General features: G+C 63.5%; 21 protein-coding genes, 1 tRNA gene and 2 pseudogenes. 14 read left to right on the top strand and 10 right to left on the bottom strand.

The annotated features are described in order from the left end of the window. Position 1: 1 nt before the first annotated feature. A complete protein-coding gene (locus A9W95_RS04720) occupies positions 2–313 on the bottom strand; it encodes a hypothetical protein (RefSeq protein WP_067409453.1) in 312 nt (103 codons plus the stop codon). A 167-nt stretch (positions 314–480) separates the two neighbouring features. Between A9W95_RS04720 and A9W95_RS04715 the strand changes: the two genes are divergently transcribed. The 4 genes from A9W95_RS04715 (at position 481) to A9W95_RS04700 (ending at position 4,490) form a co-directional block, all read left to right on the top strand. Next, positions 481–1,083, top strand: a complete 603-nt coding sequence (locus A9W95_RS04715; RefSeq protein WP_067409452.1) for a TetR/AcrR family transcriptional regulator — start codon at positions 481–483, stop codon at positions 1,081–1,083. A gap of 32 nt (positions 1,084–1,115) precedes the next feature. Beyond that, complete coding sequence (locus tag A9W95_RS04710; protein WP_156746006.1) at positions 1,116–2,900, top strand: hypothetical protein; 1,785 nt, start codon at positions 1,116–1,118, stop codon at positions 2,898–2,900. Between the two features lie 110 nt (positions 2,901–3,010). Then, on the top strand, positions 3,011–3,841 hold the full coding sequence (locus A9W95_RS04705; protein WP_067409450.1) for an LLM class F420-dependent oxidoreductase: 831 nt from the start codon (positions 3,011–3,013) through the stop codon (positions 3,839–3,841). 112 nt (positions 3,842–3,953) lie between these two features. After that, entirely contained in the window at positions 3,954–4,490 is a 537-nt protein-coding gene (locus A9W95_RS04700; protein WP_067409449.1) for a hypothetical protein, read from the top strand. A gap of 80 nt (positions 4,491–4,570) precedes the next feature. On the opposite strand, the gene A9W95_RS04695 is transcribed toward A9W95_RS04700, so the two are convergent. Then, positions 4,571–4,641, bottom strand: a tRNA-Cys gene (locus A9W95_RS04695). Positions 4,642–4,850: 209 nt separating this feature from the next. On the opposite strand from A9W95_RS04695, the gene A9W95_RS04690 reads away from it, so the two are divergent. Continuing rightward, positions 4,851–6,095: a glycosyltransferase gene (locus tag A9W95_RS04690; RefSeq protein WP_067409448.1), complete on the top strand. Its 1,245-nt coding sequence runs from the start codon at positions 4,851–4,853 to the stop codon at positions 6,093–6,095. Between the two features lie 20 nt (positions 6,096–6,115). Here A9W95_RS04690 and A9W95_RS04685 read toward each other — a convergent pair whose 3' ends face one another. Further along, entirely contained in the window at positions 6,116–6,997 is an 882-nt protein-coding gene (locus tag A9W95_RS04685) for a TIGR03854 family LLM class F420-dependent oxidoreductase (RefSeq protein ID WP_067409447.1), read from the bottom strand. 120 nt (positions 6,998–7,117) lie between these two features. On the opposite strand from A9W95_RS04685, the gene A9W95_RS04680 reads away from it, so the two are divergent. Both A9W95_RS04680 and A9W95_RS04675 read left to right on the top strand, forming a co-directional pair. After that, positions 7,118–7,438: a helix-turn-helix transcriptional regulator gene (locus tag A9W95_RS04680; protein WP_067409446.1), complete on the top strand. Its 321-nt coding sequence runs from the start codon at positions 7,118–7,120 to the stop codon at positions 7,436–7,438. Continuing rightward, positions 7,435–7,824: a VOC family protein gene (locus tag A9W95_RS04675; RefSeq protein ID WP_067409445.1), complete on the top strand. Its 390-nt coding sequence runs from the start codon at positions 7,435–7,437 to the stop codon at positions 7,822–7,824. The genes A9W95_RS04680 and A9W95_RS04675 overlap by 4 nt, the downstream gene beginning before the upstream one ends. A gap of 5 nt (positions 7,825–7,829) precedes the next feature. Here the strand turns inward: A9W95_RS04675 and A9W95_RS04670 are convergent, their stop codons facing one another. Beyond that, entirely contained in the window at positions 7,830–8,474 is a 645-nt protein-coding gene (locus A9W95_RS04670) for a TetR/AcrR family transcriptional regulator (RefSeq protein WP_067409444.1), read from the bottom strand. A gap of 77 nt (positions 8,475–8,551) precedes the next feature. Between A9W95_RS04670 and A9W95_RS04665 the strand changes: the two genes are divergently transcribed. Beyond that, positions 8,552–10,021: an NAD(P)/FAD-dependent oxidoreductase gene (locus tag A9W95_RS04665; protein WP_067409443.1), complete on the top strand. Its 1,470-nt coding sequence runs from the start codon at positions 8,552–8,554 to the stop codon at positions 10,019–10,021. 12 nt (positions 10,022–10,033) lie between these two features. On the opposite strand, the gene A9W95_RS04660 is transcribed toward A9W95_RS04665, so the two are convergent. Next, positions 10,034–11,104 (bottom strand): FAD-dependent monooxygenase, encoded by a 1,071-nt coding sequence (locus A9W95_RS04660; protein ID WP_067409442.1) that lies wholly within the window; start codon positions 11,102–11,104, stop codon positions 10,034–10,036. Between the two features lie 212 nt (positions 11,105–11,316). Here A9W95_RS04660 and A9W95_RS04655 point away from each other — a divergent pair, with 212 nt between their 5' ends. Together A9W95_RS04655 and A9W95_RS04650 are read left to right on the top strand one after the other, a co-directional pair. Continuing rightward, the gene (locus tag A9W95_RS04655) at positions 11,317–13,890 is read left to right on the top strand and encodes a SpoIIE family protein phosphatase (protein ID WP_067409441.1); all 2,574 of its coding nucleotides are present in this window, start codon (positions 11,317–11,319) and stop codon (positions 13,888–13,890) included. Beyond that, positions 13,890–14,216 carry an STAS domain-containing protein gene (locus A9W95_RS04650; protein ID WP_067409440.1) on the top strand — a complete coding sequence of 109 codons (327 nt, stop codon included), beginning with the start codon at positions 13,890–13,892 and terminating at the stop codon, positions 14,214–14,216. The genes A9W95_RS04655 and A9W95_RS04650 overlap by 1 nt, the downstream gene beginning before the upstream one ends. Before the next feature lie 56 nt (positions 14,217–14,272). On the opposite strand, the gene A9W95_RS27450 is transcribed toward A9W95_RS04650, so the two are convergent. The 3 genes from A9W95_RS27450 to A9W95_RS04635 all read right to left on the bottom strand — a co-directional run bounded on the left by A9W95_RS27450 (position 14,273) and on the right by A9W95_RS04635 (position 18,306). Beyond that, entirely contained in the window at positions 14,273–14,980 is a 708-nt protein-coding gene (locus tag A9W95_RS27450) for a hypothetical protein (protein WP_216638131.1), read from the bottom strand. Positions 14,981–15,173: 193 nt separating this feature from the next. Continuing rightward, the gene (locus A9W95_RS04640; RefSeq protein ID WP_067409438.1) at positions 15,174–16,511 is read right to left on the bottom strand and encodes a PPE domain-containing protein; all 1,338 of its coding nucleotides are present in this window, start codon (positions 16,509–16,511) and stop codon (positions 15,174–15,176) included. Between the two features lie 88 nt (positions 16,512–16,599). Further along, positions 16,600–18,306 carry an NAD-binding protein gene (locus A9W95_RS04635; RefSeq protein ID WP_253851560.1) on the bottom strand — a complete coding sequence of 569 codons (1,707 nt, stop codon included), beginning with the start codon at positions 18,304–18,306 and terminating at the stop codon, positions 16,600–16,602. Between A9W95_RS04635 and A9W95_RS27675 the strand changes: the two genes are divergently transcribed. The 3 genes and pseudogenes from A9W95_RS27675 to A9W95_RS04625 form a co-directional block, all read left to right on the top strand. Further along, positions 18,211–18,564 (top strand): hypothetical protein, encoded by a 354-nt coding sequence (locus A9W95_RS27675; protein ID WP_253851563.1) that lies wholly within the window; start codon positions 18,211–18,213, stop codon positions 18,562–18,564. The genes A9W95_RS04635 and A9W95_RS27675 overlap by 96 nt on opposite strands. Before the next feature lie 317 nt (positions 18,565–18,881). Beyond that, positions 18,882–20,801: pseudogene (locus tag A9W95_RS04630) on the top strand (APC family permease); the annotation flags it as partial. Positions 20,802–20,918: 117 nt separating this feature from the next. Beyond that, a pseudogene (locus tag A9W95_RS04625) lies at positions 20,919–22,871 on the top strand (APC family permease); the annotation flags it as partial. 58 nt (positions 22,872–22,929) lie between these two features. On the opposite strand, the gene A9W95_RS04620 reads toward A9W95_RS04625, so the two are convergent. Both A9W95_RS04620 and A9W95_RS04615 read right to left on the bottom strand, forming a co-directional pair. Then, complete coding sequence (locus A9W95_RS04620; RefSeq protein ID WP_067409436.1) at positions 22,930–23,592, bottom strand: sensor domain-containing protein; 663 nt, start codon at positions 23,590–23,592, stop codon at positions 22,930–22,932. Between the two features lie 82 nt (positions 23,593–23,674). Further along, entirely contained in the window at positions 23,675–23,977 is a 303-nt protein-coding gene (locus tag A9W95_RS04615) for a YdeI/OmpD-associated family protein (RefSeq protein WP_371328020.1), read from the bottom strand. 310 nt (positions 23,978–24,287) lie between these two features. Here A9W95_RS04615 and A9W95_RS04610 point away from each other — a divergent pair. Beyond that, a partial coding sequence (locus A9W95_RS04610) for a beta-ketoacyl synthase N-terminal-like domain-containing protein (RefSeq protein WP_305799957.1) occupies positions 24,288–24,848 on the top strand: 561 nt, incomplete at its 3' end.

The following is a 24,848-nucleotide window of genomic DNA, read 5'->3' as shown; positions in this document are numbered from 1 at the left end:
GCTATCCGCTGCCCACCCGCCGGTTCTCCTTGACATACGCCGAGCTCCGCGTCACGAACCACGCCGCCAGCGGACGCACCAGACGGATCAACGGCACCAGCGCACCGAAGTCTTTCCTCATGTCTGCCAGTTGCTCGTCGAGCCCCCGCCGCTGGTACTGCAGAAGGCGCTGGCTTTCCTCAGTGTCGACCCAGTCGCCGAAAAATCGGGGCGGCCTGGTTTGCACGAAGGCGTCGGCCGGCAGTGAGGCCGTTTTGCCTAGCGGCTCGGTGACGGTCGAGCCGCCGTTCTTTGTGCTCGACGGTCTGCTCATGGCCTCGTCTCCTTCTGAATCCTGCTCCGCCGCATGGCGTTTCGTCGACCCCCGACGCGGCCAGAGTTGACTCGGACGGTGTCGCCCGTGAGTGCAGCCGCTCGTAATATACCAACGGGTATCTAAATGACCAAGAGATATCTCAGATTCTGTGACACAATCTGGGCATGGTCGAGCGATGGACTCGCGAGCGGCGCCTCGAGCACACCCGTTCGCTGCTTTTGGATGCCGCCGAGGAGGTGTTCGCCGAAAAGGGCTTCATGGCGGCTTCTCTCGACGACATCGCGCATACCGCGGGCTACACGAAAGGCGCCATCTACAAGCACTTCGCCACCAAGGAAGACCTGTTTTTGGCGGTGAGCGACCGGTACTGGCGCAGTTATTTCGACAACTTTGTCGAGGTGATGTCCACGGCAACCCAGATCGGGGCGCGCGAACTGGAAAACATCGCCGAGCGTTGGCGCCAGTTGGGCCGTAACCGGGGCGCCGAACACGCCGCACTTGGGCACGAGTTCACCCTCTACCTACTTCGTAACCCCGACGCGCGCGAACGCGTGGCCGCAAAGCGCTCGGAGGTCGTCGAGGCGTTGAGCAAGTTCATCGTTGAGGGCATCGACCGGCTCGGTGGCACCCTGCTGGTCCCTCCCATGACGCTCGCCCACGTTCTGATGGCCACCACGGGGTCGGTCGAATTGGTCAGCCAACTCGACGATGTGGACCTTTACCGGCCGGTTCTGGAAATGTACGTGTCGGTCATCAAGATGCCCTGACCGTCGCGTCAGGCTTGGCGCAAGGAGGGTCAGTGCCGGCACGGCCCATCGCCACGCTGCAGCGCTGGACCGGCGGGTGCCGTGGGGGAGTGACGGCGTTCCTGCTCTACCTGCTCGGAGCTTTCGTCCTGACAATCGGCGCCTGGGACGATCCGACCTCCGGCTGGGCCGGCAATTGCTGTGATCAGCAGCAGACGATCTGGTACCTCGGCTGGACCCCCCACGCGCTCGCCCATGGCCTCGACCCGTTCTTCACCACGCAGATCGGTGCGCCCGACGGCGTCAACCTGATGTGGAACACCCCGATGACGCTTCTGGGTCTGCTCGGCTGGCTGCCGGCCAAGATCGGCGGACCGATCTTCGGGTTCAACGTTCTACTGGTCCTCGGCGTCGCGCTCAGCGGATTCACCACGTGGCTCGCCGTCCGGCGCTGGACCGGTGACGGTCTCGGCGCAATGGTCGGGGGCGCGGTCTACGCCTTCTCGCCGTACGTCGCCTCCCACGCGGCACTGCATCTGAACCTCACCACTGCGTGGGTGCCGCCGCTGTTTCTGCTGGTGCTCGACGAACTCCTGGTTACTCGGACGCGACCGGCGTGGCAGTCCGGGTTGGCGCTCGGAATCCTCAGCGCCGCGCAGTTTTTGATCACCGCGGAGGTGCTCGCCATCAGCGTCATAGCGGCTGGCGTGCTGGTCTGCGTGCTGGCCCTGGCGCGCCGTAACGGGCAACTGCGGGAGCGGTGCCGCAGTGGAGCCGCCCGGTTGGTCCCAGCGCTAGCCGTCGCCTTGATCACCTTCCTGCTCCTCATGGCCTGGCCACTTGCCGTCCAGTTCTTCGGGCCGCAGCGGATCAGCGGAGAGGTCCAAGAACCGGTGACCTTCTCGACCGATCTGCTGAACGTCGTGCTTCCGACGCCTTACCAAGTGATTTCCCCCGACGCGGCCACGCGGGTCTCGCGCGAGTTCAGCGGCCTCTATCACGAGGCGACGGCCTACCTTGGCGTGCCGTTACTCGTCCTGCTGATAATTGTCGCCGTTCGCCAGTGGGGCGACCTGCGGGTGCGCGTCGCCAGCATCACGGGAGTGGTGCTTCTCGTACTATCCTTCGGGCCCCGGCTGCACGTCGGCAATACGGCTCTATCTGTCCCGCTGCCGTGGCTGCCGTTCACCAAGCTACCGTTGTTGAAACACCTTCTGCCAGGACGCTTTACGTTATTCGTCTGGCTGGCCGTCGCCGTGCTTGTCGCGATCGTCGTTGAGCGGGCGACTCACCTGGCCGCGAAACAAGGGGCACGATGGCTGCTTACCGTCCTGGCGGTACTTGTCTTCATTCTTCCCGCTCCGCTGCAGCGCCAGCCCTCCTATACACCGGCGTTCTTTCGCACGTGGGCCAGCCACCATATTGGATCCGACGAAATAGTCTTGGTGGCACCGTATTTCCTGTCCGGCGTGCAGGCCGCGCCGATGTTGTGGGCGGCCGAGGCCCATTACGGACTGCGGATGCCCGAGGCCTACGCCTACATGCCGCACCCGGGTGGCCGCACGGGTGCCGGGCCACCGCTGACGCGGCTCGCCAAGATCATGCTGGCGATTCAAGAGGACAAAGGTGCCGTTCTGGCGCGGGGTGAGGTGCGGGCGCAGGTCGCGGCTAATCTGCGCGACGCACAGGTGCGCCACGTCATCGTCGGACCAATGGACGGATGGCCGGCGATGGTGACGTTCTTCAACGACCTGTTCGGCCGGGAGCCGCAGTGGATCGACGAAATTGCGATCTGGCGAGACGTCAACGTCTCAGGCGTTGTCGGCGCACCAGACTAGGTGCTGACTCGCAGCGTGTAACTGGTTCGCACGCAACATGATCCTTCGAGGGAATAATCGGTCAGTTCTGGTTGTCTGGTCCTGCGAAGCCGACAGACAGGGGTAGGGCGATGAAATTCGGTATCTCCACGTTCGTCAACGACGACAGCATCGACACGGTGTCGTTGGCGCGGGCGATCGAGGAGCGCGGCTTCGAGTCGTTGGCAGTCGCCGAACACACGCACATCCCGGCCAGCCGCGAGTCGCCGTATCCGCTAGGCGGCGAACTGCCGAAGATCTATTACCGCACTTTGGACCCGTTCGTCACGCTGGCCGCAGCCGCAGCCGTGACGTCCAAGATCGAATTGGTCACCGGTATCGCGCTGCTGATTCAGCGCGACCCGATCATCACCGCCAAGGAAGCCGCGAGCATCGATCTGATCTCCGGTGGCCGGTTCGTGTTCGGCGTCGGCGCCGGATGGAACATCGAGGAACTACGCGACCACGGCACCGACCCGAAGACGCGCGGTGCGCTGCTGGACGAACGCATCGAGGCCATCAAGGCGCTTTGGACCACTGAGCCCGCGGAGTACCACGGCAAATTTGTGGACTTTCCCCCGTCGTACAGCCGGCCCAAGCCAGTACAAGAGCCGCATCCGCCGATCTTGATCGGTGGCAACTCTGACGCCACGGTGAAGCGGGTGGTCCGGCATGACGCCGGCTGGATATCCAACCCGCTGCCGCTCGATCAACTCACCCGACGTGTCAACCAGTTGCGTGACGCCGCCGGGCGCGAGGTGCCGTTGTGGATGTTCGGGACACCCAACGATCACGACTACTGGCGCGCGGCCGAAGAGCTTGGCTTCGACCATTTGGCGCTCCTATTGCCCACCAAATCGCCTGACGATTCGCTGCGGCTCCTCGACCAGTACGCGACCCGGGTAGCGGAATATCGGAACTGACGCAGGCACACCGTAGGAAATTGGCAGGTATTTCTCAGGTGTCGCGTCGGTGATCCCGGCGCATGGCGGCTTAGTTTGAGCCGACACTTCCATGCGCACCCCAGGGAGAGCCGTGAAAACCGTGAGATCCGTTGCCCTCAACGCGGCAGCGCTGGCCGTTATCGGTGCCGCTGCGACTGGGATTGTGTCCGCAGCATCCGACCTGTCGGCTGCCGGCGCGCCCGCGGTCGCGCTGGTCGCGGTCGGCGCTCCGCTGCCACAAGACCCGCCCCCGCCCCCGGCGCCGGCTCCGGCGCCAGGACTGCCGACCGCCGACCAGTTGACCGGTCTTCTCAATAACCTGGCCGATCCCGGCGTCTCGTATCGGACGAAGGAAGGCCTGGTCGAGGGCGGCATCGGTTCGGGCGAGGGGCACGTCGTTGACCACGAGCTGAGAAAGGCATACCGGAACGGGGAACTGCCGCTGTCGTTCAACGTCTCCAACATTCAGCCGGCCGGTCCGAACCGGGCCAGCGCCGATGTCGCCGTCTCCGGTCCCAAGTTGCCCGCGCCCATCACGAAGAACCTCAACTTCGTCAATCAGAATGGGAACTGGATGCTGTCCGCCGACTCAGAGTCAGCTCTCGTCCAAGCGGTTTCGGGTCAGTAACCCCGCGACAACCTCCCGCGAGCAGACGCAAAATCGCACGATCTCTCGTGTTTTCGTGCGACTTTGCGTCTGCTCGCGCGAGCGAGTGACGGGATTCGAACCCGTGTGGACGGCTTTGCAGGCCGCTGCCTAGCCACTCAGCCACACCCGCGGAACCACTACCCTGCACCACGGATTCCTGCCGGCCCAGTGTTTCTCTCGGTCTGATCGTTTCGTCTTCTCGGCGCGACTCCCCGTAGCATGGGCGGACGACTACTTGACTTCCTGCCTTTGCGGTTGCCGTGGTGGCAGACGGGGAGGGTCGTAGTCGTCGCTCACTTGCCCGAAGGGCAGCTTCACCGACTTGTCGAGAGGTTCTGGATGCATGTCGCACTATTCACCGATCTCCACCCCGACAGCCTCGGGGGCACGCAGGTATCGGTAGCCACTCAACGTCGCGCGCTCGAGCAGCGCGGGCACCAAGTCACGGTGTTCACCGCACCGCTGCCCAAATCGGTTGACCCCGACCCCGGCGTGGTCGAGTTAAAGCCGGTACCGGTGCTGGCCCCGGTGATGCGTCGGCTCGGCCGGCATGACGACTTCATGTTCGTATGGCCGTCCAAGCGCAACCGCGCGATCATCGACGAGGCGTTTCGCAACCGCGGGCCAATCGACCTCGTGCACACCCACGGCGATCTCGGCGTAGCGATCGCGGGCGTAATAGCCGCTCGCCGGCACGGCATACCTGTCGTCCAAACCAAGCACACGCGATTCGACGTGTATTTCGAGCAGGCCACCGCTACACCCTTGCCGCTGGCAGTGCTCTTCGCTCAGATGCAAAAGCGACACCTGCCGCCGGACTTCAATCTCTTACCCGCCAAGGAAGGGGCCGCATCCCGACTGGCGTGGCGACTGATGGTGGCGCACGCGCAGGCGGTGGACCACGAAATCACACCGACCAGACACTTCGCGGAGTCGTTGGCCCGGCGCGGGGTAAGCCGACCAATATCAGCCATCTCCAACGGCGTTGACGATGACATCATCGACCGGGCCACCGCAATCGAGGTGCTCGGGGCGGCTGACGACGAGCCGCTGCGACTGATCTGGTGCGGGCGGTTGTCTTCGGAGAAGCGAGTTCTCGCCGCAGTCGAAGCTGTCGCTAAGGTTGATCACTGCACCCTCGATATCTACGGTGACGGTCATCTGGAACCTGCGATTCGCAAATTCATCGAGTCCGCCGGACTATCCGGCCGAGTTCGCCTGCGCGGCAGAGTCGATCGAGAGCAATGCCTGGTCGCCATGCGATCAAGCGGAGCTCTGCTGTTCACGTCATATGACTTCGACACCCAGGGGCTCGTCCTGTTAGAGGCGGCCGCCATGTCGCTGCCGACGATCTATTGCGACCCGGCCCTGAGCGAAACGGTCCCAGACGGCGGCGGTCTTCTCAGCGCCAATCCCACGCCGGACGCCCTGGCCGCCGCGATCCGGGTGCTCGTCGAGGACCGCGCCAAGTTGAGGCAGATGACCGACATCGTCACCACACACCGCGACACTGCGCGGCAATCGCTGCAGACCGACAAGATCATCGACATCTACCACAGCTTGGTGGACCCGGTTCCCGCGTAACCGACTCCGCCGCATGACCTTCAATTCTGTCGCACGGTGAGCTCGGACACGAACCGATCGATGAACGCATCATGCGGCCCTTTACCGGCCGGCCGGATTACGAATTTTGTCAAGCCGGCGTCGAGGTACCCGTCGATCTGACGGTGCAGCTGTTCCCAGCTGGCGGCGACCAACTCGCCGGGATCGACGTCTGGGCGGCGCCGACGAACCGCTGCGGCCAGCTCTGCCGGCAGCTCACCGTCGGCGACGGCCAGAGAGATCCCGAAATGATCGGGTTCGATCGCTCGGTCGGCTTGCGCGGCGGATTGTTCGATCGCTTCTCGTCCGGCCCGCGCCTCGCTGGGGGTAAGGAAGCTGCCCAACCAGCCATCGCCCAGCCTGCCGATCCGCCGGAACGCCGCCGGCGCCGATCCGCCCACCCAAATATCCAGCGGCGCCGCGGGTTTGGGTGCGACGGCTGCCTCGGTGACCGTAAAGTATTTGCCGTTGTAGTTGGCCGCATCGTCCGAAAGCGTTGCGCGCAGTATGCGCAGGGACTCATCGAAGACCGCCGCTCGTTCTCCATCCGGAACGACGAATACCTCGCGCTCGGCCGGAATGGCCGAACGCAATCCGAAGACCGGGAGCACTCGCTTGGGTGCGACGGCCGCCAGCGACGCTAATTGTTTGGCCACCAGTACCGGATGACGGCCGGGCAGCACCGCCACTGACGTGCCGACCTTCAGGCGGGTGGTCCGGCCCAGCGCGTAAGCCATGCCGACAGTGGGATCCACCGCGGGGGAGTAGACCAGTTCTGAGAACCACAGCGAGTCCACCCCGCTGCCCTCCAAGTGGTCGACGATGCCGGCGAGCTGCCCCGGGTCGGTTTCAGCGCCCAACCCCACTCCGAATCGAATCTTCACCCGCTTCTCCCTGTCTCTACTGCGTGCGTAGCGCAACACTGCGGCGCCGCCTTTTGTGCCCGCCCACTAAAGCGCCTGACCATTGACAGGCAAGTCATCACTTGCCTATTGTTGCCGGGCGTGGGTGACGTCTTCAAAGCCTTGGCCGACCCCACCCGCCGCGCCATTCTCGATGAGCTGACCGACCGAAATGGCCAGACGCTCTTCGAGATCTGCGCGCGGTTGACCACCAAGCATGGGCTCGGCTCGTCGCGGCAGGCGATCTCCCAACACCTCGATGTACTCGAGGGCGCCGGTCTGGTCGAAACCCGCCGCGAGGGGCGATACAAGTTGCACTACATCAATACGACGCCGCTGGAACCCATCGTCGAGCGGTGGCTGGAGAAGGACGCCGGGCGCGCCCGGGGCGAGGGTGCCGACTCACGGGAAGGATCACCATGAGAATCACTTTGGCCAGCGTGCTGGTCGACGATCAGGACAAAGCGCTGCGGTTCTACACCGAAAAGCTCGGCTTCCAGAAAAAAGTGGACGTGCCAATGGGCAGGCATCGGTGGATCACTGTCGTGTCGCCGCAAGCGCCCGACGGCACCGAACTCGTCTTGGAACCCGATGAGCATCCAGCGGTGAAGCCGTTCAAGGAAGCTTTGGTGTCAGATGGCATTCCGTTCACCGCATTCGCTGTCGACGACGTTCGCGCCGAGTTCGAGCGACTGAGTGCGCTAGGCGTGGAGTTCAGCCAGCAGCCCACGGATCTGGGTCAGGTCGTCGTGGCGGTGTTCGACGACACCTGCGGCAACCTGATTCAGATCGTCCAGCAGGCCGGGTAATCGGGTCAGTGCCCGGAGCCGTAGATGCTGCTCACCCAGATGTGTGCCAAGGTATCGACGGTCCGTTCGGCGGGCACCGCCGACGGTTCGTCGGCGAAGGCGGCAAACATCGTGCGCTCGTTCATCAGGTTCAGTGAGATCGCCAGGTCGCGGGCGGGAATGGTGTTCGGTGCCGCGCCCCGGTCGCGCTCCGACTCGATCGACTCGGCGGTGTAATCGATCCACTTCTCCATGAAGGTCGACCACCGGGCGGCAATCTCAGGCACGCTGGCGCGCGCCGTGGCGCCGGCCAGGGTGACGGGGCGGTGGGCGCCGAACGTCGCGAACAACGCGCTGATGGAACGCCACACCCGGGCGGGGTCCACGCCGGCGTCTCGACCGCCCAGTGCCGCATCGGCGCTTCGGTCGGCTTCACTGATCACGCGATCGATCAGCGCGGTCAGCACCGCGTCCTTCGATGGGAAGTAGAAGTAGAACGTCGGGCGCGACAAGCCAGCGCCTTTCGCCAGGTCATCGACCGAAATCTCGGCATAGGGCCGCTGTTCGAGCAAGCGCTCGGCGGTCGCCAGGATTGCCAATTCGCGGTCGTCGCCCGAGGGGCGGGTGGAGCGTCGACCGCGGGTGGAGCGGACGGGGCCAGTCGTGGTCACGCGATTAACTTTACTCGATGTCGAGTTTTTCAACACCCCGTTGACTGACTCAACACCATGTTGATACCGTGACGCTCATGACCGAACACCTCGACGTGTTGATTGTGGGCGCCGGCATCTCCGGCATCAGCGCCGCGTGGCACCTACAGGAGCGCTGCCCCTCCAAGAGTTACGCCATCCTGGAGCGCCGGGAGAACATCGGCGGCACCTGGGACCTGTTCAAATACCCCGGCATCCGGTCGGACTCCGACATGTACACCCTCGGCTTCCGCTTCAAGCCGTGGACGTCGGAAAAGGCGATTGCCGACGGGCCGGACATTCTGGCCTACATCAAGGAGACCGCCGCCGAATTCGGTATCGACAAGCACATCCGCACGGCGCACACCGTGACGGCTGCTGAGTGGTCCGACGCCGACAACCGCTGGACCGTGACGGTCGACAAGGGCGACGAGACCATCAAGCTGACCAGCTCGTACCTGTTCGCGGCCAGCGGCTACTACAACTACGACGAGGGCTACTCGCCGACGTTCCTCGGCTCGGAGGACTTCAAGGGCCCGATCATCCACCCGCAGCACTGGCCGGAGGACCTGGACTACGCGGGCAAGAAGGTCGTGGTCATCGGGTCCGGCGCCACCGCGGTGACTCTGATCCCGGCGCTGGTCAAGACGGGTGCCGGCCATGTGACCATGCTGCAGCGGTCACCCACCTTCATCGGCTCACTGCCGGCCATCGACCCGTTCGCCGTCAGGGCCAACAAGTACTTGCCGCCTAAACTCGCCTACATCGCCAATCGGTGGAAAGCCATCCTATTCTCCACGTTCCAGTACCAGCTCTCGCGCCGCTACCCGGACTACATGCGCAAGACGTTGCTGACCATGGCCAAGCGCCGTCTGCCCGAAGGGTATGACGTCAACAAGCACTTCAACCCGCGCTACAACCCGTGGGACGAGCGACTTTGCTTGGCGCCCAATGGTGATTTGTTCCGGACCATCCGCAAGGGCCAAGCCGACGTGGTCACCGACACGATCGAGCGGTTCACCGAGACCGGCGTTCAGCTGGCGTCCGGTGAACACCTCGACGCCGACATCATCATCACCGCAACGGGTTTGAACCTGCGCCTGTTCGGTGGCGCGGCGATCCGCCGCAACGGTGAGCCCGTCGACCTGACCACAACCATGGCATACAAAGGCATGATGCTGTCGGGCATCCCGAACATGACTTTCACCATCGGTTACACCAACGCCTCGTGGACCCTTAAGGCTGACCTGGTTTCCGAGTACTTCTGTCGCGTCCTGAACTACATGGACGACAACGGATTTGACACCTTTGTGCCCGAACACCCGGGTGACTCTGTCGAAGAGCGTCCGCTGATGGATTTCACGCCCGGCTACGTGCTTCGGGCGCTGGATACCCTTCCCAAGGCCGGCGCCAACGCCCCGTGGCGGCTCAAGCAGAACTACCTGCTTGACATCCGGCTGATCCGGCAAGGCAAGGTCGCCGACCAAGCCTTGCGCTTCAGCAAGCACCGGGCGCCGGTAGCCGTCTAGTACCTACCGCGATCAGAACCCGACGGGTGGTTTCCACCGGCTGGCGAATCCTGCCACCGAAGCGAACCATCCGTTGGGTGTGACCCGCAAACCGTTGTCGCGCAACTCTTCTCCGGCGCTGGTGGTCGGCATCGTGATCATCGAGCCCCATCGTGAACACCAGTACAGTGCGGTCGTGCGGCGTCGCCGCGCCTTGGCATAACGCTGTGGGCCGAGGCGCGCCAGCGTCACCGCATCCTCGAGCGCCAGAGCGGCGCCCTGTCCGAACGTCGGTCGCAGTGCGTGTGCGGCATCGCCGATCAACACGACACGCCCCTTGGTCGGGTTGCGCACCGGACGCATCTCCCGCAACTCGTCGCTGATGAGCCGGCCAGGCTGCCGGGATGCGATCAACTCGGGCAACGGGTCGGGCCAGTCGAGGTAAGAATCCAGGTTCGCGTGGCCGGGCCGTGCGCCACCGTAGGCGTATGTGCCGTAACCGGGCATCGGCAATACACCGAATTCCGCTGTGCGGCCCCAAATTCCGACCACGCCGTCATAGGAAGAACGGTCGACGATCCAACGCCAGGTCGTGATGCCGGTACCGCGCACGGCTGTGGGCGGCCATAGGCTCTTGCGCGCAACGCTGTTGATGCCATCGGCTCCGACCACCAGGTCGAACCGTTTATGTTGGCCGGCAGTTTCGATGACACCGTCCGCGGTCACACCGGTCACGCGGGAATCGGGGTGCAGGCACCAATCGGGAAGTGCGGACTTCAACGTCTCGATGAGCATGGCGCGATGGGCGACGACGAAGTCACCGCGTCTCGACCCGGCCAACGAGGCTAGCGGCGCGCGCACGAGGACGCGGCCATGTTGGTTGACGATGGTGGCCGGTTGCAGCGGGGCCTGCAGTCGCGGCAGTGTGTCGGGCACACCGAGAAGTCGCAAGCATGAGAGTGCGTTCGGCGGCACCGCGATGCCAGCACCCACTTCGGTGAACGCAGTGGCCTGCTCGAACACAGCTATTTCATGACCAAGCCTGCGGAACGCCAAGGCGGCGGCCAATCCGGCGATTCCGCCTCCCACGATGCCGACCCTCATACCGCGATACTACGTCTTGTAGTAGTGGTGCCGCTTATGTCGCGGGAAGTCCCATGGTAGAAGTTTGCGCATCAGCAATTGTGGGTACGCGAGGGTGCCGTGGCTGGCGCAATGGGGTTCTGGAACGACGACCCTGGTCGGCTCGAAAGTGGTTCACGGGTGCGGCGCGTCCAGAAGAAGAAGGCCCGGACCTAAGGATTAGGTTTGCATCTATGACCAATGACCGGGGTGAATCCGTGTTCACCTGGCAGGGCCGGCGCTCGTTAGTCAGCCGAATACATGAATCAGTGGACGAACTGGTGGCGGCTCGCGACCAGTTGGAACAGCTGGTGCGCGTCATTGTCGAAATCGGTTCGGATCTCGATTTGGATGTCACGCTGCAGCGGATCGTCAATGCGGCACTAGAGCTGACCGGCGCCCGCTACGGGGCGCTGGGCATACGCGCGGCCGACGGCAGCCTGGTGTCCTTCGTGCACTCGGGGATCGGCGATGCCGTCGCCCAGCAACTCGGTGATTTGTCGGTTGGCGAAGGATTGCGAGTCGACGATCTGCCCGCACACTTGCAGGCGCAAGGGCTGCGGGCACACGAACCACCGATGCGGGCGCTGCTCGGGATACCGATCACCGTCCGAGCCGCCGACTTCGGAACGCTCTACTTGGCCGACGACCGGCCCGGTTTTGTGTTCTCCGACTCGCAGGAGAGCGCTGTGCGGGCGTTGGCCACGGCTGCGGCGGCGGCAATTGATAACGCGCGCCTGTTCGAGCAAGAACGCGAATCGGCGAAGTGGACCAAAGCCAGTCGGGAGATCACCACCGCGCTGCTCTCCGGCGACCCACAGACCGGCCCGCTGCAGCTCATCGTGAATCGCGCGCTCGAATTGGCCGGCGCCGAGCAGGCGATCTTGCTTGTTCCCAGGGAGCCTGATCTGCCCGCCGACGAGGTCGACACCCTGGTGGTGGCCGCGACGGCCGGCCGGTATGCCTCGGAAGTGATCGGTCGCCAGGTTCCGATGGACGGATCGACCACGGGCGGTGTTGCTCGTCGCGGTCAACCACTGATCACCGATTCGTTCCAGTACCCGATCGAGGGATTCACCGATGTCGGTGAACGCTCGGCGATCGTCATGCCACTGATCGCCGACGAAGCCGTGCTGGGTGTGATTGCCGTGGCACGCCACCCGCAGCAGCCGCCCTTTGGCAACGATTACCTCGAACTGGTCAGCGACTTCGCCCGACACGCGGCCATTGCTCTGGCGTTGGCCGCAGGTCGTGAACACGCGCTCAACCAGGAACTCGCGCAAGCGGCCACCCTTGATGACGCCGTACACGCCGCGGCGGAGGAGTTGCGTCGGCTCTGGCGGGCTCGCCGCGTTCTGGCCGTCACTTTCCCGACCCGCAAACCGTCCACCAGAGCTCCGGTGTTCGGCGCCCCGGAGGTCGTTTCCGTCGGTGAGCCCACGCAGTGGGCCGACCTGCCGCCCGAAACCCGGCAACTCCTCAGCTCGCTGCGCGACGGTGAGCTTCTGAGCCCCAACACCTCGAGAAGCGGGACAGCAGGCATCGCGCTGCAGCATCCCGAGGGCGTGCTGGTCGTATGGATCGATCTGAGCGAACAACGAGCGTTCACCCTCGAAGACCAAACCTTGCTGACCGTCCTCGCGGGTCGGCTCGGCCAGGGCCTGCAGCGGGTGCACCAAGTCGATCAGCAGCGCGAGACCGCCCTGGCGTTGCAGCATGCGATTCTGGGGCCCGCTCACTTACCGACCGGATTCACGGTGCGTTATCAGGCCGCCAGCCCGCCGCTACAGGTGGGCGGCGACTGGTACGACATCGTCGATCTGGACGACGGTCGTATCGCTTTGATCGTCGGTGACTGTGTGGGGCACGGCCTGGCCGCCGCTACCGTGATGGGGCAGGTGCGTAGCGCCTGTCGCGCGCTGCTGTTCGATAATCCCAGCCCAAGTGCTGCGCTATCCGGGATGGACCGCTTCGCCGCACGCCTGCCCGGTGCCCAATGCACCACGGCCGTGTGCGTAGTGCTCAACCCCGATACCGGTGAGTTGGTGTACTCCAGTGCCGGGCACCCGCCGCCCATCCTGGTTCACGCCGACGGCACGGTGCACAAGCTCGACGACGGCCACACCATTGCGTTGGGGATGCGCCCCGGGTGGACCCGCCCGGAGGCGCATGCGGCGATGCCCGCCCGGGCAACACTCGCGCTTTACACCGACGGTTTGGTGGAACGCCGTCGCGTTCCGCTGGAGCACGGGATGTCACGCGTTGCCGCGGTCATCAAGGAAGGTCGGGCCTCAGAACTCGACGACCTGGCCGACCAGGTCATGTCCGTGCTGGCGCCCAGCGGCGGCTATCAGGACGATGTGGTCCTGCTGCTCTATCGCCATCCGGCTCCGTTGGAGCTGACGTTCCCGGCGCACCCCAACCATTTGGCACCGACCCGCACTGCCTTGCGTCGCTGGTTGACCCGGGCCCGGTTGGATCCCGACCAGACGATGAATGTGCTCATCGCTGCCGGCGAGGCCGTCTCCAATGCCATCGAGCACGGCCACCGCCACAGTCCGGGCGGCACCATCACCCTCGGCGCCATGGCACTCGACGACCGAGTGCAGCTGACTATCACCGACACCGGTACCTGGAAGACGCCGCAGCCCGCTTCCTACCCGCATCGCGGTCGAGGTATCACCCTGATGCGCGGGCTCATGCAAGAGGTCACCATTAACCCCAACACCGACGGAACAACAGTTCACCTATCCGCGAGGATCACCTGATGCCCACGTCGCTCACCCTTGACACTGCTCGGCAGAACGACGGCAAAGTCGTTCTGGTTGCGGCCGGTGAAATCGATCTGAGCAACATCGACGCATTCGACCAGGCCCTGACTTCCGCCACCACGGACGCAACGAACAGCGGTGACCGATTGACCGTCGACCTGAGCGCGGTGGAGTACCTCGACAGCGCCGCTATCAACGCCTTGTTCGCGCGGGCGGACCACATCCATCTGATCGCCCACCCGCTGTTGATGTCGATCCTCCGGATGAGCGGAATGACCGAGCTGGTTCCGATCGACGTTGCGCCGGAGACGGCAGACCTTTGACCTGACGCGGCCTGCGCGCCCGCCCGTCAAACCCGCTGACGCTCAGCCCAGTTCACTTACTTCGTGCCGCCGGTCGTCTTACGCGGCGGGGTAGCCGACTTCTTGGCTTGAGTACCGCCCGCCGAGCCGCTCGAGGTTGACGACCGTGACGATTTGGCTGCCACGTCCTTCGCCGGCGTCTTCTTGGCGGGGGTTTTCTTGGCGGGTGCCTTTTCTGGTGTTGTCTTCGTCGCCGTCTTGGCGGGTGCCTTACTGGGTGTCGCCTTCTTCGCCGGTGTCTTCTTGGCGGGAGACTTTGTGGCGGAAGTTTTCTTGGCGGGTGCCTTTTGTGATGCCGTCTTCCTGCCCGGCGCGGTCTTGGCGGGTGCCTTGTCGGGTGTCGCCTTCTTCGCCGGCGCCTTCTTGGCGGGAGTTTTGGTGGCCGGCGTTTTCTTGGCGGGTGCCTGTTTGGTAGGCGCCTTCTTGGCGGGTGTCGTCTTGACTGGCTTCTGGCCCGCCACAGCGTCATCGGAGTTTTGCGGGGCGGCGGGCGTGGCCGATGTCGGGGGCGCCTTCGCCTCGGTGGCGCCCTGACCGCTGGGCAGCTCCGGTGTCTGTGACGACGATGATCGCCCGTCCGCGATACCGATCTGCTCGACGACCTGCCCGCCGCGGTCGATGGTGCGACGGACTAGCCGCGCCACCCGAGTCGCTGCGGCAACGACGAGCTGTACGGCCCGCAACTGAAGGCCCCAGCCACCCTTGGGTCCGGATTGTGTTGTCACTGTCGCCTCCGTTGCGTCGTTAATCACTGTTCGAACTTGCCCTTGTTAGTACCCGCTTCCCGGTTTCCTGACCGCTAAACTGTGCAATTCGGCAAAAACTTCAGTGCGGAATTGATTTGGTTGCCCAAACGTCAAGTAGGCCAATGGATTTCATACGTACCGGGTGGCGGCAACGCGGGATGCCGGCCCGGCCTCACAGCCCGAGCAGCCGATTGCGTTGCTCGATGAACTGCTCGTCGGTCAACAGTCCTTGATCGCGCAGTTCGGCGAACTCGCGAATCTCGGCCGCAATTCCGGTGACCACTGCGCGCGGGGCGTTCACGACCTCCGAATTTTCCTCGATGGTCGAGGACGCCGCTGCGGCCGCGGAATGCTGCTTGGTCGCCGCCTTGCTGGGAGCTCGGGAACGTACGCCCAATGTGTCACCCACCGCACGCCCGGCCATACCGGCCAATGCCATATCACCCAACGTGGTGCTGGACCCGGCCGTCGCCACCAACTGGTCCGCGCCGATGCTGGCGGCGGGCAATTGCAGCGCTATCGGCGCCACCGCGGGTGTTGCGGCGGTCCAGGTCGCCGGCACCGACAGTCCGCCGACCAGATTCGCCTCGCCGTAAGCTCCCGTCACCATTCTCGACACCACGTTGGTAACCGTCGATGTCGACGACGCGGCTCCCGCCTCGGGCAGCACACCGGACTCTTCCCATCCACTCACGATCTCGTCGGTGTGCAAACCGGTTTGGGCTCCGACCAGGTCGACCGGAAGCGACACCGCACCGATCGGTGAGACCGGGGCGTCGATGCCGAAAGCGATCAAATCGGCACCCACATCCAAAATGTCCAGCGGCGACAAGGGTCCGATCGGCCCCAACGACACCATATTGCTCAACGCCGACGGCACCGCAGAGAAGGCCTCGGCAATCTGCGACAGCGTGCTCTGCGCAATGCCTGCTGGTGCTTGCCCCGCTTGACCGACGGCGGCAGCCTGACTGGTCAAGCCGGCCGAATCGGTATTTCGCACCGGCGAATTGAACGGTGACAACTGAGTGGCCAACGCCGATGAGCCTGCGTACCCGAACATGGCGCCGACATCTTGTGCCCACATTTCGGCGTACTGTGCCTCGGTGGCGGCGATGGCTGGAGTGTTCTGCCCCAGCAGGTTCGTCGCCACGAGCACCATCAACAGGGCGCGGTTGGCTGCCACAATCTCCGGTGGCACGGTAGCCGCGAAAGCGGTTTCGTAGGCGGCTGCGGCGGCTTTGGCTTGGCTGGCGGTTTGCTCGACCTGGGTGGCGGTGTCACTCATCCAGACCACATACGATGCGGCAGCGGCCGCCATGGTCGTCGATGACGGACCCACCCACGGAGCGGCCGTGAGCCCGGCGATGACTGACCGATAAGAGCCGGCTGCCGAAAACAGTTCTGCCGCCAGATTCTCCCACGCTTCGGCCGCAGTAAGCATCGGTGCTGACCCCGGACCGGTATAGAGTCGACCGGAGTTGACCTCCGGCGGTAATGAGGCGAAATCCATTGTCAGGCAATACCGACCGCAAGTAGAGATAACAAAAATTCCCCCTCGACAACATCACAACGTTGGGTTCTTCCAGGGTGTGCGTTGCTTATGAGACCTTTGACTTCACCTGTTCGTCCTCGAGGACGGACGCATCGTGCACAACCGGTTGTCGCGGTGGTTGCCCCTTTCGCAGGGTGGCCAGCAGTTCCCGATAAGGTCCGACAAGGAACACGGTGTCGCCGGCGCTGAGCCTGGCATCGCGGCGTGGGTGCAATTGGGCCGGCGCGTCCTCTCTGGTGATGGCAATGACTCGAGTTTGTGTCGACATCTCGAACATCTGAAGCCCATCCAGTTCACTGCCCGCGCCGACGTGCATTCCGCCCACCATGAACGAGCGATCTCCAACCGAAAAGGTGCCCATCACCCGCAGGCCAAGTGCCGCGCCAATGAACCATGGCGCAGCGAGTTCGACTGTGGAGCGGACGTTTTCGAAGCCGAACCGCTGCGCCACCGCAGAGCCGAGCTCGTGGTCATACACGCGCAGCACAAGGGGAATCCGGCCCCGGCGGTTGGCGGCCGATTTGACCTCTGGACCGAGCATTTCGCGAAGGATGATTCCGGTCTCGATGTTGATCATGTCGTCACGGGTCAACACCGCCACGGCACGCGCTCTGTCAACGCGAGCGGCCTCCAGGGTCTGTCGCAGGGTGGCGTCGCCGAATATCACCGGGACATCGAGTTCTGCCGCTGTCGACAGATATGGGTTGTTCTGATCCCTTTCGATCACCGCGACGTCGTAACCGGCGTTAGTCAGATCGGTGACTACCCGGGTGCCCAAAGCACTCAGTCCGACCACGATGACGTGGTTGCGCAGATGACGGGCGCGCGGACGCCCGGAGGAGAACACGAACCGACGCGAGAGGAGTACGTCAGCGACGAACGCGACCAGCAGCGCGGTGGTGGTAACACCGCCCAGCATCAGCATGGCTGCGTACAGTCTCAGCCAGGTGGGCTGCTGGGCGAAGCTGAAATCGCCGTAGCCCGTGGTGGTGATCGTCTCGTTGGTGAAGTAGAAGGCGTCGACCCACGACATCCCCGGATGTTGGTACGAATAGTGCAGCAGCGTAGTGGATCCCAGGATCAACACCATCAACGCAGCGATTACCGGATAGAAAGCCGGGTTGACCTCGGCCGGCAATGTCCGGGCCGCGTCGATAGTCCGGCGCAGGCGTGACTGCCGTGAGCGCGTCCGGGAGTTACGGGGAACCCTGACGCCGCAGGCGGCGAGCTCATCGGGGGTACCGATCATCGATGTCCAGTCACCGGCCCGAACATGCTCGTCGCGGGCAGGACAAGGCACCACCTTGCCGGATGTGGTCTTATCCTGTCCGCGGACGATCGCAACGGGCGCTAAGTTGCCGTAGATCTCGCGCAAGGTGGCATCGCGCGGCGCTTCGGCGCCGAAGACGACAAAATCGATGCCGGCCGCACGAAAGGGGTGCGTGGTGCGCGCCAGGCAGGCCTCGACGACCGCGGTACCGGCGAGGTCGGCGACATTAAATATGGCGCTCGGCCCGTCATCAACGGCTACCGCCTCACGCAGCACATCATTGGCCAGCCGGGCCACCACTCGAATGGTGCGGCTGGCCTTCCTCGCCAATAAGGCGACCTCGAGATTGGTCGCGTCGTCATTCCCGGCGCATACGATGGCCGCCGCGTGAGCGATTCCCGCCCTGACAAGTTCGGCTTTGACTCGCGTGCCCGCGAGTTCTGGGCCGATCAGTCTGGCAACTGTCGCGCCGGCTCTCTTCAATTCCTCGATAATCGTCGTCGCCAGCGCGTCGTCACCGCTGACGATCACGTGTTGGTGCATAAAGCTCACCCCTTCGAGAAAGTTGCATCGAGCGTGCGCGAGCCATTGCCGAATGTTGCGCTTACGCAATTAAATAACTGTTGCGGTGAGGCCGACCGAACAAATCGTGCTGTTACACAGCCCTTCTCATGTGCCATGAACTCCCCTCCTCTGGTCGGCAACGAAGATCGCTGCCGTCAGCTCGATGTCCACGGTTAAACGTGGCTGAACCAGTTGGTCGGCCGTGTCTACATCGAAAGACACTCATTGACAAGCGTATTGGCCTGAGCTTGACGAGCGTCATGATCGAGCCAGCACCTGCTGTGCGGCACTATGCCGGTGACAAGGGCGGCTCGGCAGGTTTCTTGTTTCTACGGTCTCGCTACTTTGTTACATCCATATCAAGGGTTCATGGGAAGCTCCTGGCAACTTTCTGACAGACATCTTCGGGCAAGGCGTTGACATATCGTTTGCGGCTAGGCTTTCGGCGACGTCATAGGCTTGGGGGGAAGGAATGTAATTCAGTGGCAACGACTTTGGCTGAGAACCCGAAAGAGTGGTCTTCGTTCTCCGACCTGTGCAAGCGAAGCTTCCTGGGCAAGCCGTTGATCACTGATCAGCTCCAGCATGAAAGACTGTCGAATCCGGTTGCGTTAGGCGTGCTTTCACCCGACGCGATTTCGTCGACGGCCTATGGCTCCGAACAGATTTTGATTGAACTATTACCCGCCGCCGGCATGGCCGCGTTCGCGCTGCTGGTGCCCATCACCGGTGTCATCCTGCTGATCCTGGTGTTGGTTACCGCGTCCTACCGCCAGGTCGTCATGGTCTACACCCGATCCGGCGGGTCCTATGTGGTGGCCCGGGAAAACTTCGGGCCGCGAGTGGCGCAAATCGCAGCCGCATCGTTATTGATCGACTACGTGGTCACCGTGGCGGTGCAGTGCGCCGCTGGGACAGTCGCCGTCGTCTCCGCGCTACCTGTCTTGGGCCCTTACAGCTTGGACATCACGGTGGGGATGGTCATACTGATGTGCTTCGCCAATCTGCGTGGGCTGCGAGAAGCCGGCGTTCGTTTCGCCGTGCCCACCTACGCCTTCGTGGTCATGGTGGCCGGCATGATCCTCATCGGTGTGGCACGTGAGCTGTTCGGCAACCTGCCCACCTACGATCCAGAACACATCGCCGGCGCGGTGCCCGTTCACCAGGGCAACGGGTTGGTGATGGGCGCAACCGTGTTGATCCTGTTGCGCGCGTTCGCCAATGGAGGATCCTCGCTGACCGGAGTCGAGGCGATCTCCAACACGGTCAGCAGTCTGCGTAAACCCGAGGGGCCCAATGCTCGCCGAGTGATGACGATCATGGCTGGCATTCTCGGATTCCTGCTCACCGGGGTGGCCTGGCTGGCGCACGTCACTCACGCCACACCGTACGTCGACGGGTACCCGTCGGTCTTATCCGAGATCGCCCGGGTGGTGTTCGGGCACGGGATCATTGGCAACGTTCTCTACTTCCTTCTGCAGGCGTCGACCGCAGCGATCCTGTACACCGGTGGGAATACCAGTTTCAACGGTTTCCCGGCGTTGGCGAGCTTTGTCGCAGAAGATCGGTTCCTGCCGCGCCCGCTCATGAAGCGGGGCCATCGCCTGGTGTTCTCCAACGGCATCATTACCCTGACCGCATTGTCGGTAGCGTTGCTGGTCATCACCGGCGGATCGGTCAACGCGCTGGTCCCGTTCTATGCAATCGGCGTATTCACCGGTTTCTCGATGGCCGGCTACGGCATGACGAAATACCATCTCAGGCAACGCGGCCCGGCTTGGCGAGCCAAGCTCGCAGTCAACTTGTCGGCAGGAATCCTGTCCACCGTCGTGGTGGGTATCTTCGCGGTAGCCAAGTTCGACGAAGGTGCATGGCTCATCGTGATTGTCTTCCCGGTGCTGGTGTTCGCCTTGATGCGACTCAATCAGAAGTACCGTGCGGAGGCGTCCGTTCTCGAGGTTTCACACAGTGAGCGGCCCACTGTCGCCCGTTATACGCAGCACCGGGTCTTCGTCTTCGTCGACGCCGTCGACCTCGCCGAAATCGAGGCATTGCGCTATGGCAACGGCCTGCATGCCGACGATCTCACCGCCGTGCACCTGGTGATCGACGCGCTGCGAGCCGAGCGGTTGCAGCAGCGTTGGGATCACTTCGAGCACGAGACTGCGCTGCGGATGGTCGATTGTCCCGATCGTCACCTGAGCCGCGCCGCGCACCAACTGATTTTCGATGTGCTCAACGATCATCCGGACACCAAGGTGACGGTGCTGTTGCCCCGTCGCACCTACTCACCGTTGGTGAGTCGCTTGCTTCACGACCGAACCGCGGACAAAATAGCCCGCGCCGTCAGCCGCATTCCCGGGGCGACGGCGCAGATTGTGCCCTACGACATCGAGTCCCGGATCGCGGAGGCAACCCGCGCGGGATGACATCCCAGCCTGCGCGACAGGTTCAATAATTCATGCCGGCTGGCCTGTGCCATGTCGCCTGCCGCACATGACATTTCGTTAAGACTGAGGAAGTGATGCGTTATGGCGACATCGGTCGGCGGGATACCGCCGTCATTGACCGATAAGTGCAAGCGGCTGCTCCTGGGCAAGCCGCTGACCACCGACCAGCTTGACTCCGAGCGGTTGTCCAATCGAATTGCGCTGGGCGCACTTTCCCCGGACGCGATCTCCTCGACCGCCTACGGTCCCGAACAGATCATGATCGAACTGCTGCCCGCCGCCGGCATGGCCGCGTTCGCCTTATTACTGCCGGTCACGGGCGTGGTGCTGCTGATCCTGGTGTTGGTCACCGCGTCATACCGCCAGGTGGTCATGACGTATAGCCGCGCGGGCGGCGCATACATGGTGGCCAGGGACAACTTCGGACCGCGGGTGGCGCAGATCGCTGCGGCGGCGTTGCTGATCGATTACGTGGTCACCGTGGCGGTGCAGCCGGCAGCCGGGACGGTTGCGGTAGTTTCGGCCATCCCGCCTTTGCGGCCGTATCACTTGGAAATCACGGTGGCTGTGGTCCTTTTGATGTGCGTTGCCAACTTGCGCGGTCTACGCCAGTCGGGTCGGGCGTTTGCCGTCACGACGTACTTCTTCGTCTGCATGATCACGCTGACGATCGTGACCGGTTTGGTGCGTGAAATGGTCTGGGGGTTGCCGAAATACGACCCGCAACGAATCGTGGGCGCAGTACCGGTGCACCAAGGAAGCGGCTTGGTGATGGGTGCGACAGTGCTGGTTGTCCTTCGCGCGTTCGCCAACGGCGGTACCTCGCTGACCGGCCTGGAGGCAATTTCCAACACCATCAACACCTTCCGCAAGCCCGAAGGGGCCAACGCGCGGCGGGTGCTGACGCGGATGGCTTGTGTCCTCGGCTTCTTGCTGGCGGGAGTCGCCTGGCTGGCTCATGTCACGCATGCGACTCCGTATCTGAGTGAGTACCCGTCCATGCTGTCGGAGATCGCCCGTGTTGTCTTCGGCCACGGGGTAATCGGAAACGCCTTATATTTCCTGGTGCAAGCCTCCACCGCTGCCATTCTGTTCACCGGCTGCAACACCAGTTTCAACGGGTTTCCCGCGTTGGCGAGTTTCGTTGCCGAGGACCGGTTCTTGCCGCGACCACTGACCAAACGTGGTCATCGCCTGGTGTTTTCCAACGGCATCCTCACCTTGACCGCGTTGTCGGTGACGTTGTTGATCATCACCAAGGGATCGGTCACCACGTTGGTGCCCTTCTACGCCATCGGTGTATTCACTGGGTTCGCCATGGCCGGTTACGGCATGACGAAGCATCACCTGATTCACCGCCATGAGGGGTGGCGGCGCAAGCTGGCGGTCAACTTGTCGGCGGGTATTTTGTCGACGTTCGTGGTGGGCATCTTCGTGGTAGCGAAATTCACCGAAGGCGCCTGGCTCATCGCTGTGGTGTTCCCCGCGCTGGTACTCGGTTTGATGCGGCTCAATCAGAAGTACCGGGCGGAGGCATCGGTGCTGGAGATGTCGCACACCGAGCGTCCGGATCTCGCGCGCCATCCCCGACTACGGGTGCTCGTCTTCGTGGATTCGGTGGACCTCGCCGAAATCGAAGCACTGCGCTACGGAAACGGTTTGCACGCCGACGAACTCAGCGCCGTTCACTTCGTGATCGACGCAGACCACGCGGCAGGGCTTCAACAGCGCTGGCAGCGCTTCGAACACGAGACCCCGTTGCGGGTCGTCGACTGCCCGGATCGTCACCTCAGCCGGGCAGCACACCAGTTGGTGTCTCAGGTGCTCAGAGATCACCCGGAGGCCAAAGTCACGGTGCTCCTGCCGCGTCGGACCTATTCGCCGCTGTTAGGTCGCCTCCTGCACGACCGCACCGCGGACAAGATGGCGCGGGCCGTCAGCCGCATTCGGGGCGCTACGGCCATCATCGTGCCCTACGACATCGAGTCGCGGATCGCGCGAGTGGCGCCGGAAGGCAATGAACGCCGGAGCGCCGGCCAAGCGGCCGACAACGAGACACCGATGTCAATCTCGTCAGGGACTGAGCGGGCCGTCACGATCTGGCGTCGAGCAGGTCATTGATCTTCTTCAGCCGCTTGGAGATCAACGCCAGGATGTCGACGGATCGGTCGGGGGAGCAGGTGACCATCTCCGACACCACATTGGCCTTAGCGATGACGGCGAAGTCACAAAACCATTGCTGTCCAGCCAAATTCGTAGCCCACTGGGCGACCTCCGGCGGACCGGAGACCAACGGCGTCGGGTTCACCGTCATGCCTCGACCGTTGTCGCCCCAGGCGGTGACGGCACGCTGACAACCCGACACGGTGCTGCGCACCGAGTCGAGAAACGCTGCGGCGTTGAAATTGCTGGGATAGGTCGCCGAGACTTCCAGCAGCTGGTGTTGATCGCGCACATGGTCTTGCTGGGTACGTGCCTCGCGGCCGGTATAGGTCGCCGGGAACAGGGGGAAGCGGCCGAACGCGACGGCGCCATGGCACTGGGCCGGATCGGCTGCGACGAATAAGGCGGACTGCATGTCTTCTTCGGTCATCGGGCTATCGGGAACTACCGAGAACGATCCGGAGGGCATCAGCAAATCCTCCAGCTGCGATGGATAGATCGGGCCGCTCGTGGCAGGTCCGCGGGGGACAGCTTTCGGGGTGCCGGAGACGACCGTGTCACAGCTCGCGAGCGCGAGGCAGGACGTTAGCACCAAGCAAGAAGCCAGCCGCGCACCCGCGGAACGCGACGGTCCGCCTCGTCTTCGCACCCTCAATCCCCTCGTTGAGTAGCGGCTACTTGCCGGTGCGCTCGCGATGCTTGCACCCGGGCCAGCAGCACGGCCGGCGCTTGCCTTCTTCGAGTTCTTCCTGGGTCCGGCGAATGCGGCGTTGCCGTGTCTTGGCCTGCTTGGCGTCTTCGACCCAGCAGATAAATTCATTGCGCGCCAGCGGAGTGATGTCCTCCCAGGCGGCAAGTGCCGTCGAATTGCCTACCAGCGCCTCGTGCAAATCTGCAGGCAGCTCATGGACCACCCCGCCGGGCACCTGCTTGCTTTTCACGGGATCAGGGTAAAGGCCGAGGTCACCGGGCGTCATGCGAACAGGCCGCGCGGCACCTAATTTTGTGACTTGGCGCACATCTGGCAGCGGGCGGAATGCTCGACTGGCGGGCACGACGTGGCCGTTGATCGGCCGCTGCGTCGGTTCTGGTGCCGATTGACGGTATGCTTCTTAAGGTTCTATTAACAGCCGAGGCGATGAGGCAGCGATGCGCTGCCCGCCACTCGCCCTGACGACGTCCCTCGCAGCTGTCGATTGACCGCACAACTAAGTCTTTGCGCCTCATGGGACGGGAGCCGTGTGCGCGCGCACCGATTGTGAAAATGAAAGGAATATGGCTAGACCGATGACCGAATTAGTTACCGGAAAAGCATTTCCGAATGTGGTCGTGACCGGTATGGCTATGACCACTGCGCTGGCACCTGACATGGAAACCACATGGAAGATGTTGCTCGACTCGCAAAGTGGTATCCGGGTCCTTGACGATCCTTTCGTCGAGCAATTCGACCTGCCCGTTCGCATCGGTGGTCACCTGTTGGAGGAATTCGACAGCCAGCTGACCAAGGCCGAGTTGCGTCGCATGGGCTACCTGCAGCGGATGTCGACGGTGTTGACCCGCAGGGTGTGGGAGAACGCGGGATCGCCGGAGGTGGACAGCAACCGCCTGATGGTGTCCGTCGGAACCGGGCTTGGCTCCGCCGAGGAGATGGTGTTCAGCTACGACGACATGCGTGCGCGCGGCATCGAAGCGGTCTCGCCGTTCGCGGTGCAGAAGTACATGCCAGACGGTCCCGCCGCTGCAGTCGGCCTGGAACGGCGCGCCAAGGCCGGGGTCAACACCTTCGTCTCGGCGTGTGCATCAGGGTCGGAGGGCATCGCGCAGGCGTGGCGCAACATTGTCTTCGGT

This window comes from Mycobacterium sp. 1423905.2, from assembly GCF_001673155.1.
Lineage (GTDB): Bacteria > Actinomycetota > Actinomycetes > Mycobacteriales > Mycobacteriaceae > Mycobacterium.
This window is presented reverse-complemented; position numbering and strand designations above follow the sequence as displayed.

Excerpts from the sequence above, each read along its gene's own strand:
- A9W95_RS04650 (WP_067409440.1), top strand. The coding sequence starts at position 13,890 with ATGCCCACGTCGCTCACCCTTGACACTGCTCGGCAGAACGACGGCAAA.
- A9W95_RS04665 (WP_067409443.1), top strand. The coding sequence starts at position 8,552 with ATGACCGAACACCTCGACGTGTTGATTGTGGGCGCCGGCATCTCCGGC.
- A9W95_RS04690 (WP_067409448.1), top strand. The coding sequence starts at position 4,851 with ATGCATGTCGCACTATTCACCGATCTCCACCCCGACAGCCTCGGGGGC.
- A9W95_RS04720 (WP_067409453.1), bottom strand. The coding sequence starts at position 313 with ATGAGCAGACCGTCGAGCACAAAGAACGGCGGCTCGACCGTCACCGAG.
- A9W95_RS04640 (WP_067409438.1), bottom strand. The coding sequence starts at position 16,511 with ATGGATTTCGCCTCATTACCGCCGGAGGTCAACTCCGGTCGACTCTAT.
- A9W95_RS04660 (WP_067409442.1), bottom strand. The coding sequence starts at position 11,104 with ATGAGGGTCGGCATCGTGGGAGGCGGAATCGCCGGATTGGCCGCCGCC.
- A9W95_RS04705 (WP_067409450.1), top strand. The coding sequence starts at position 3,011 with ATGAAATTCGGTATCTCCACGTTCGTCAACGACGACAGCATCGACACG.
- A9W95_RS04655 (WP_067409441.1), top strand. The coding sequence starts at position 11,317 with ATGACCAATGACCGGGGTGAATCCGTGTTCACCTGGCAGGGCCGGCGC.
- A9W95_RS04675 (WP_067409445.1), top strand. The coding sequence starts at position 7,435 with ATGAGAATCACTTTGGCCAGCGTGCTGGTCGACGATCAGGACAAAGCG.
- A9W95_RS04715 (WP_067409452.1), top strand. The coding sequence starts at position 481 with ATGGTCGAGCGATGGACTCGCGAGCGGCGCCTCGAGCACACCCGTTCG.
- A9W95_RS04615 (WP_371328020.1), bottom strand. The coding sequence starts at position 23,977 with ATGACGCCCGGTGACCTCGGCCTTTACCCTGATCCCGTGAAAAGCAAG.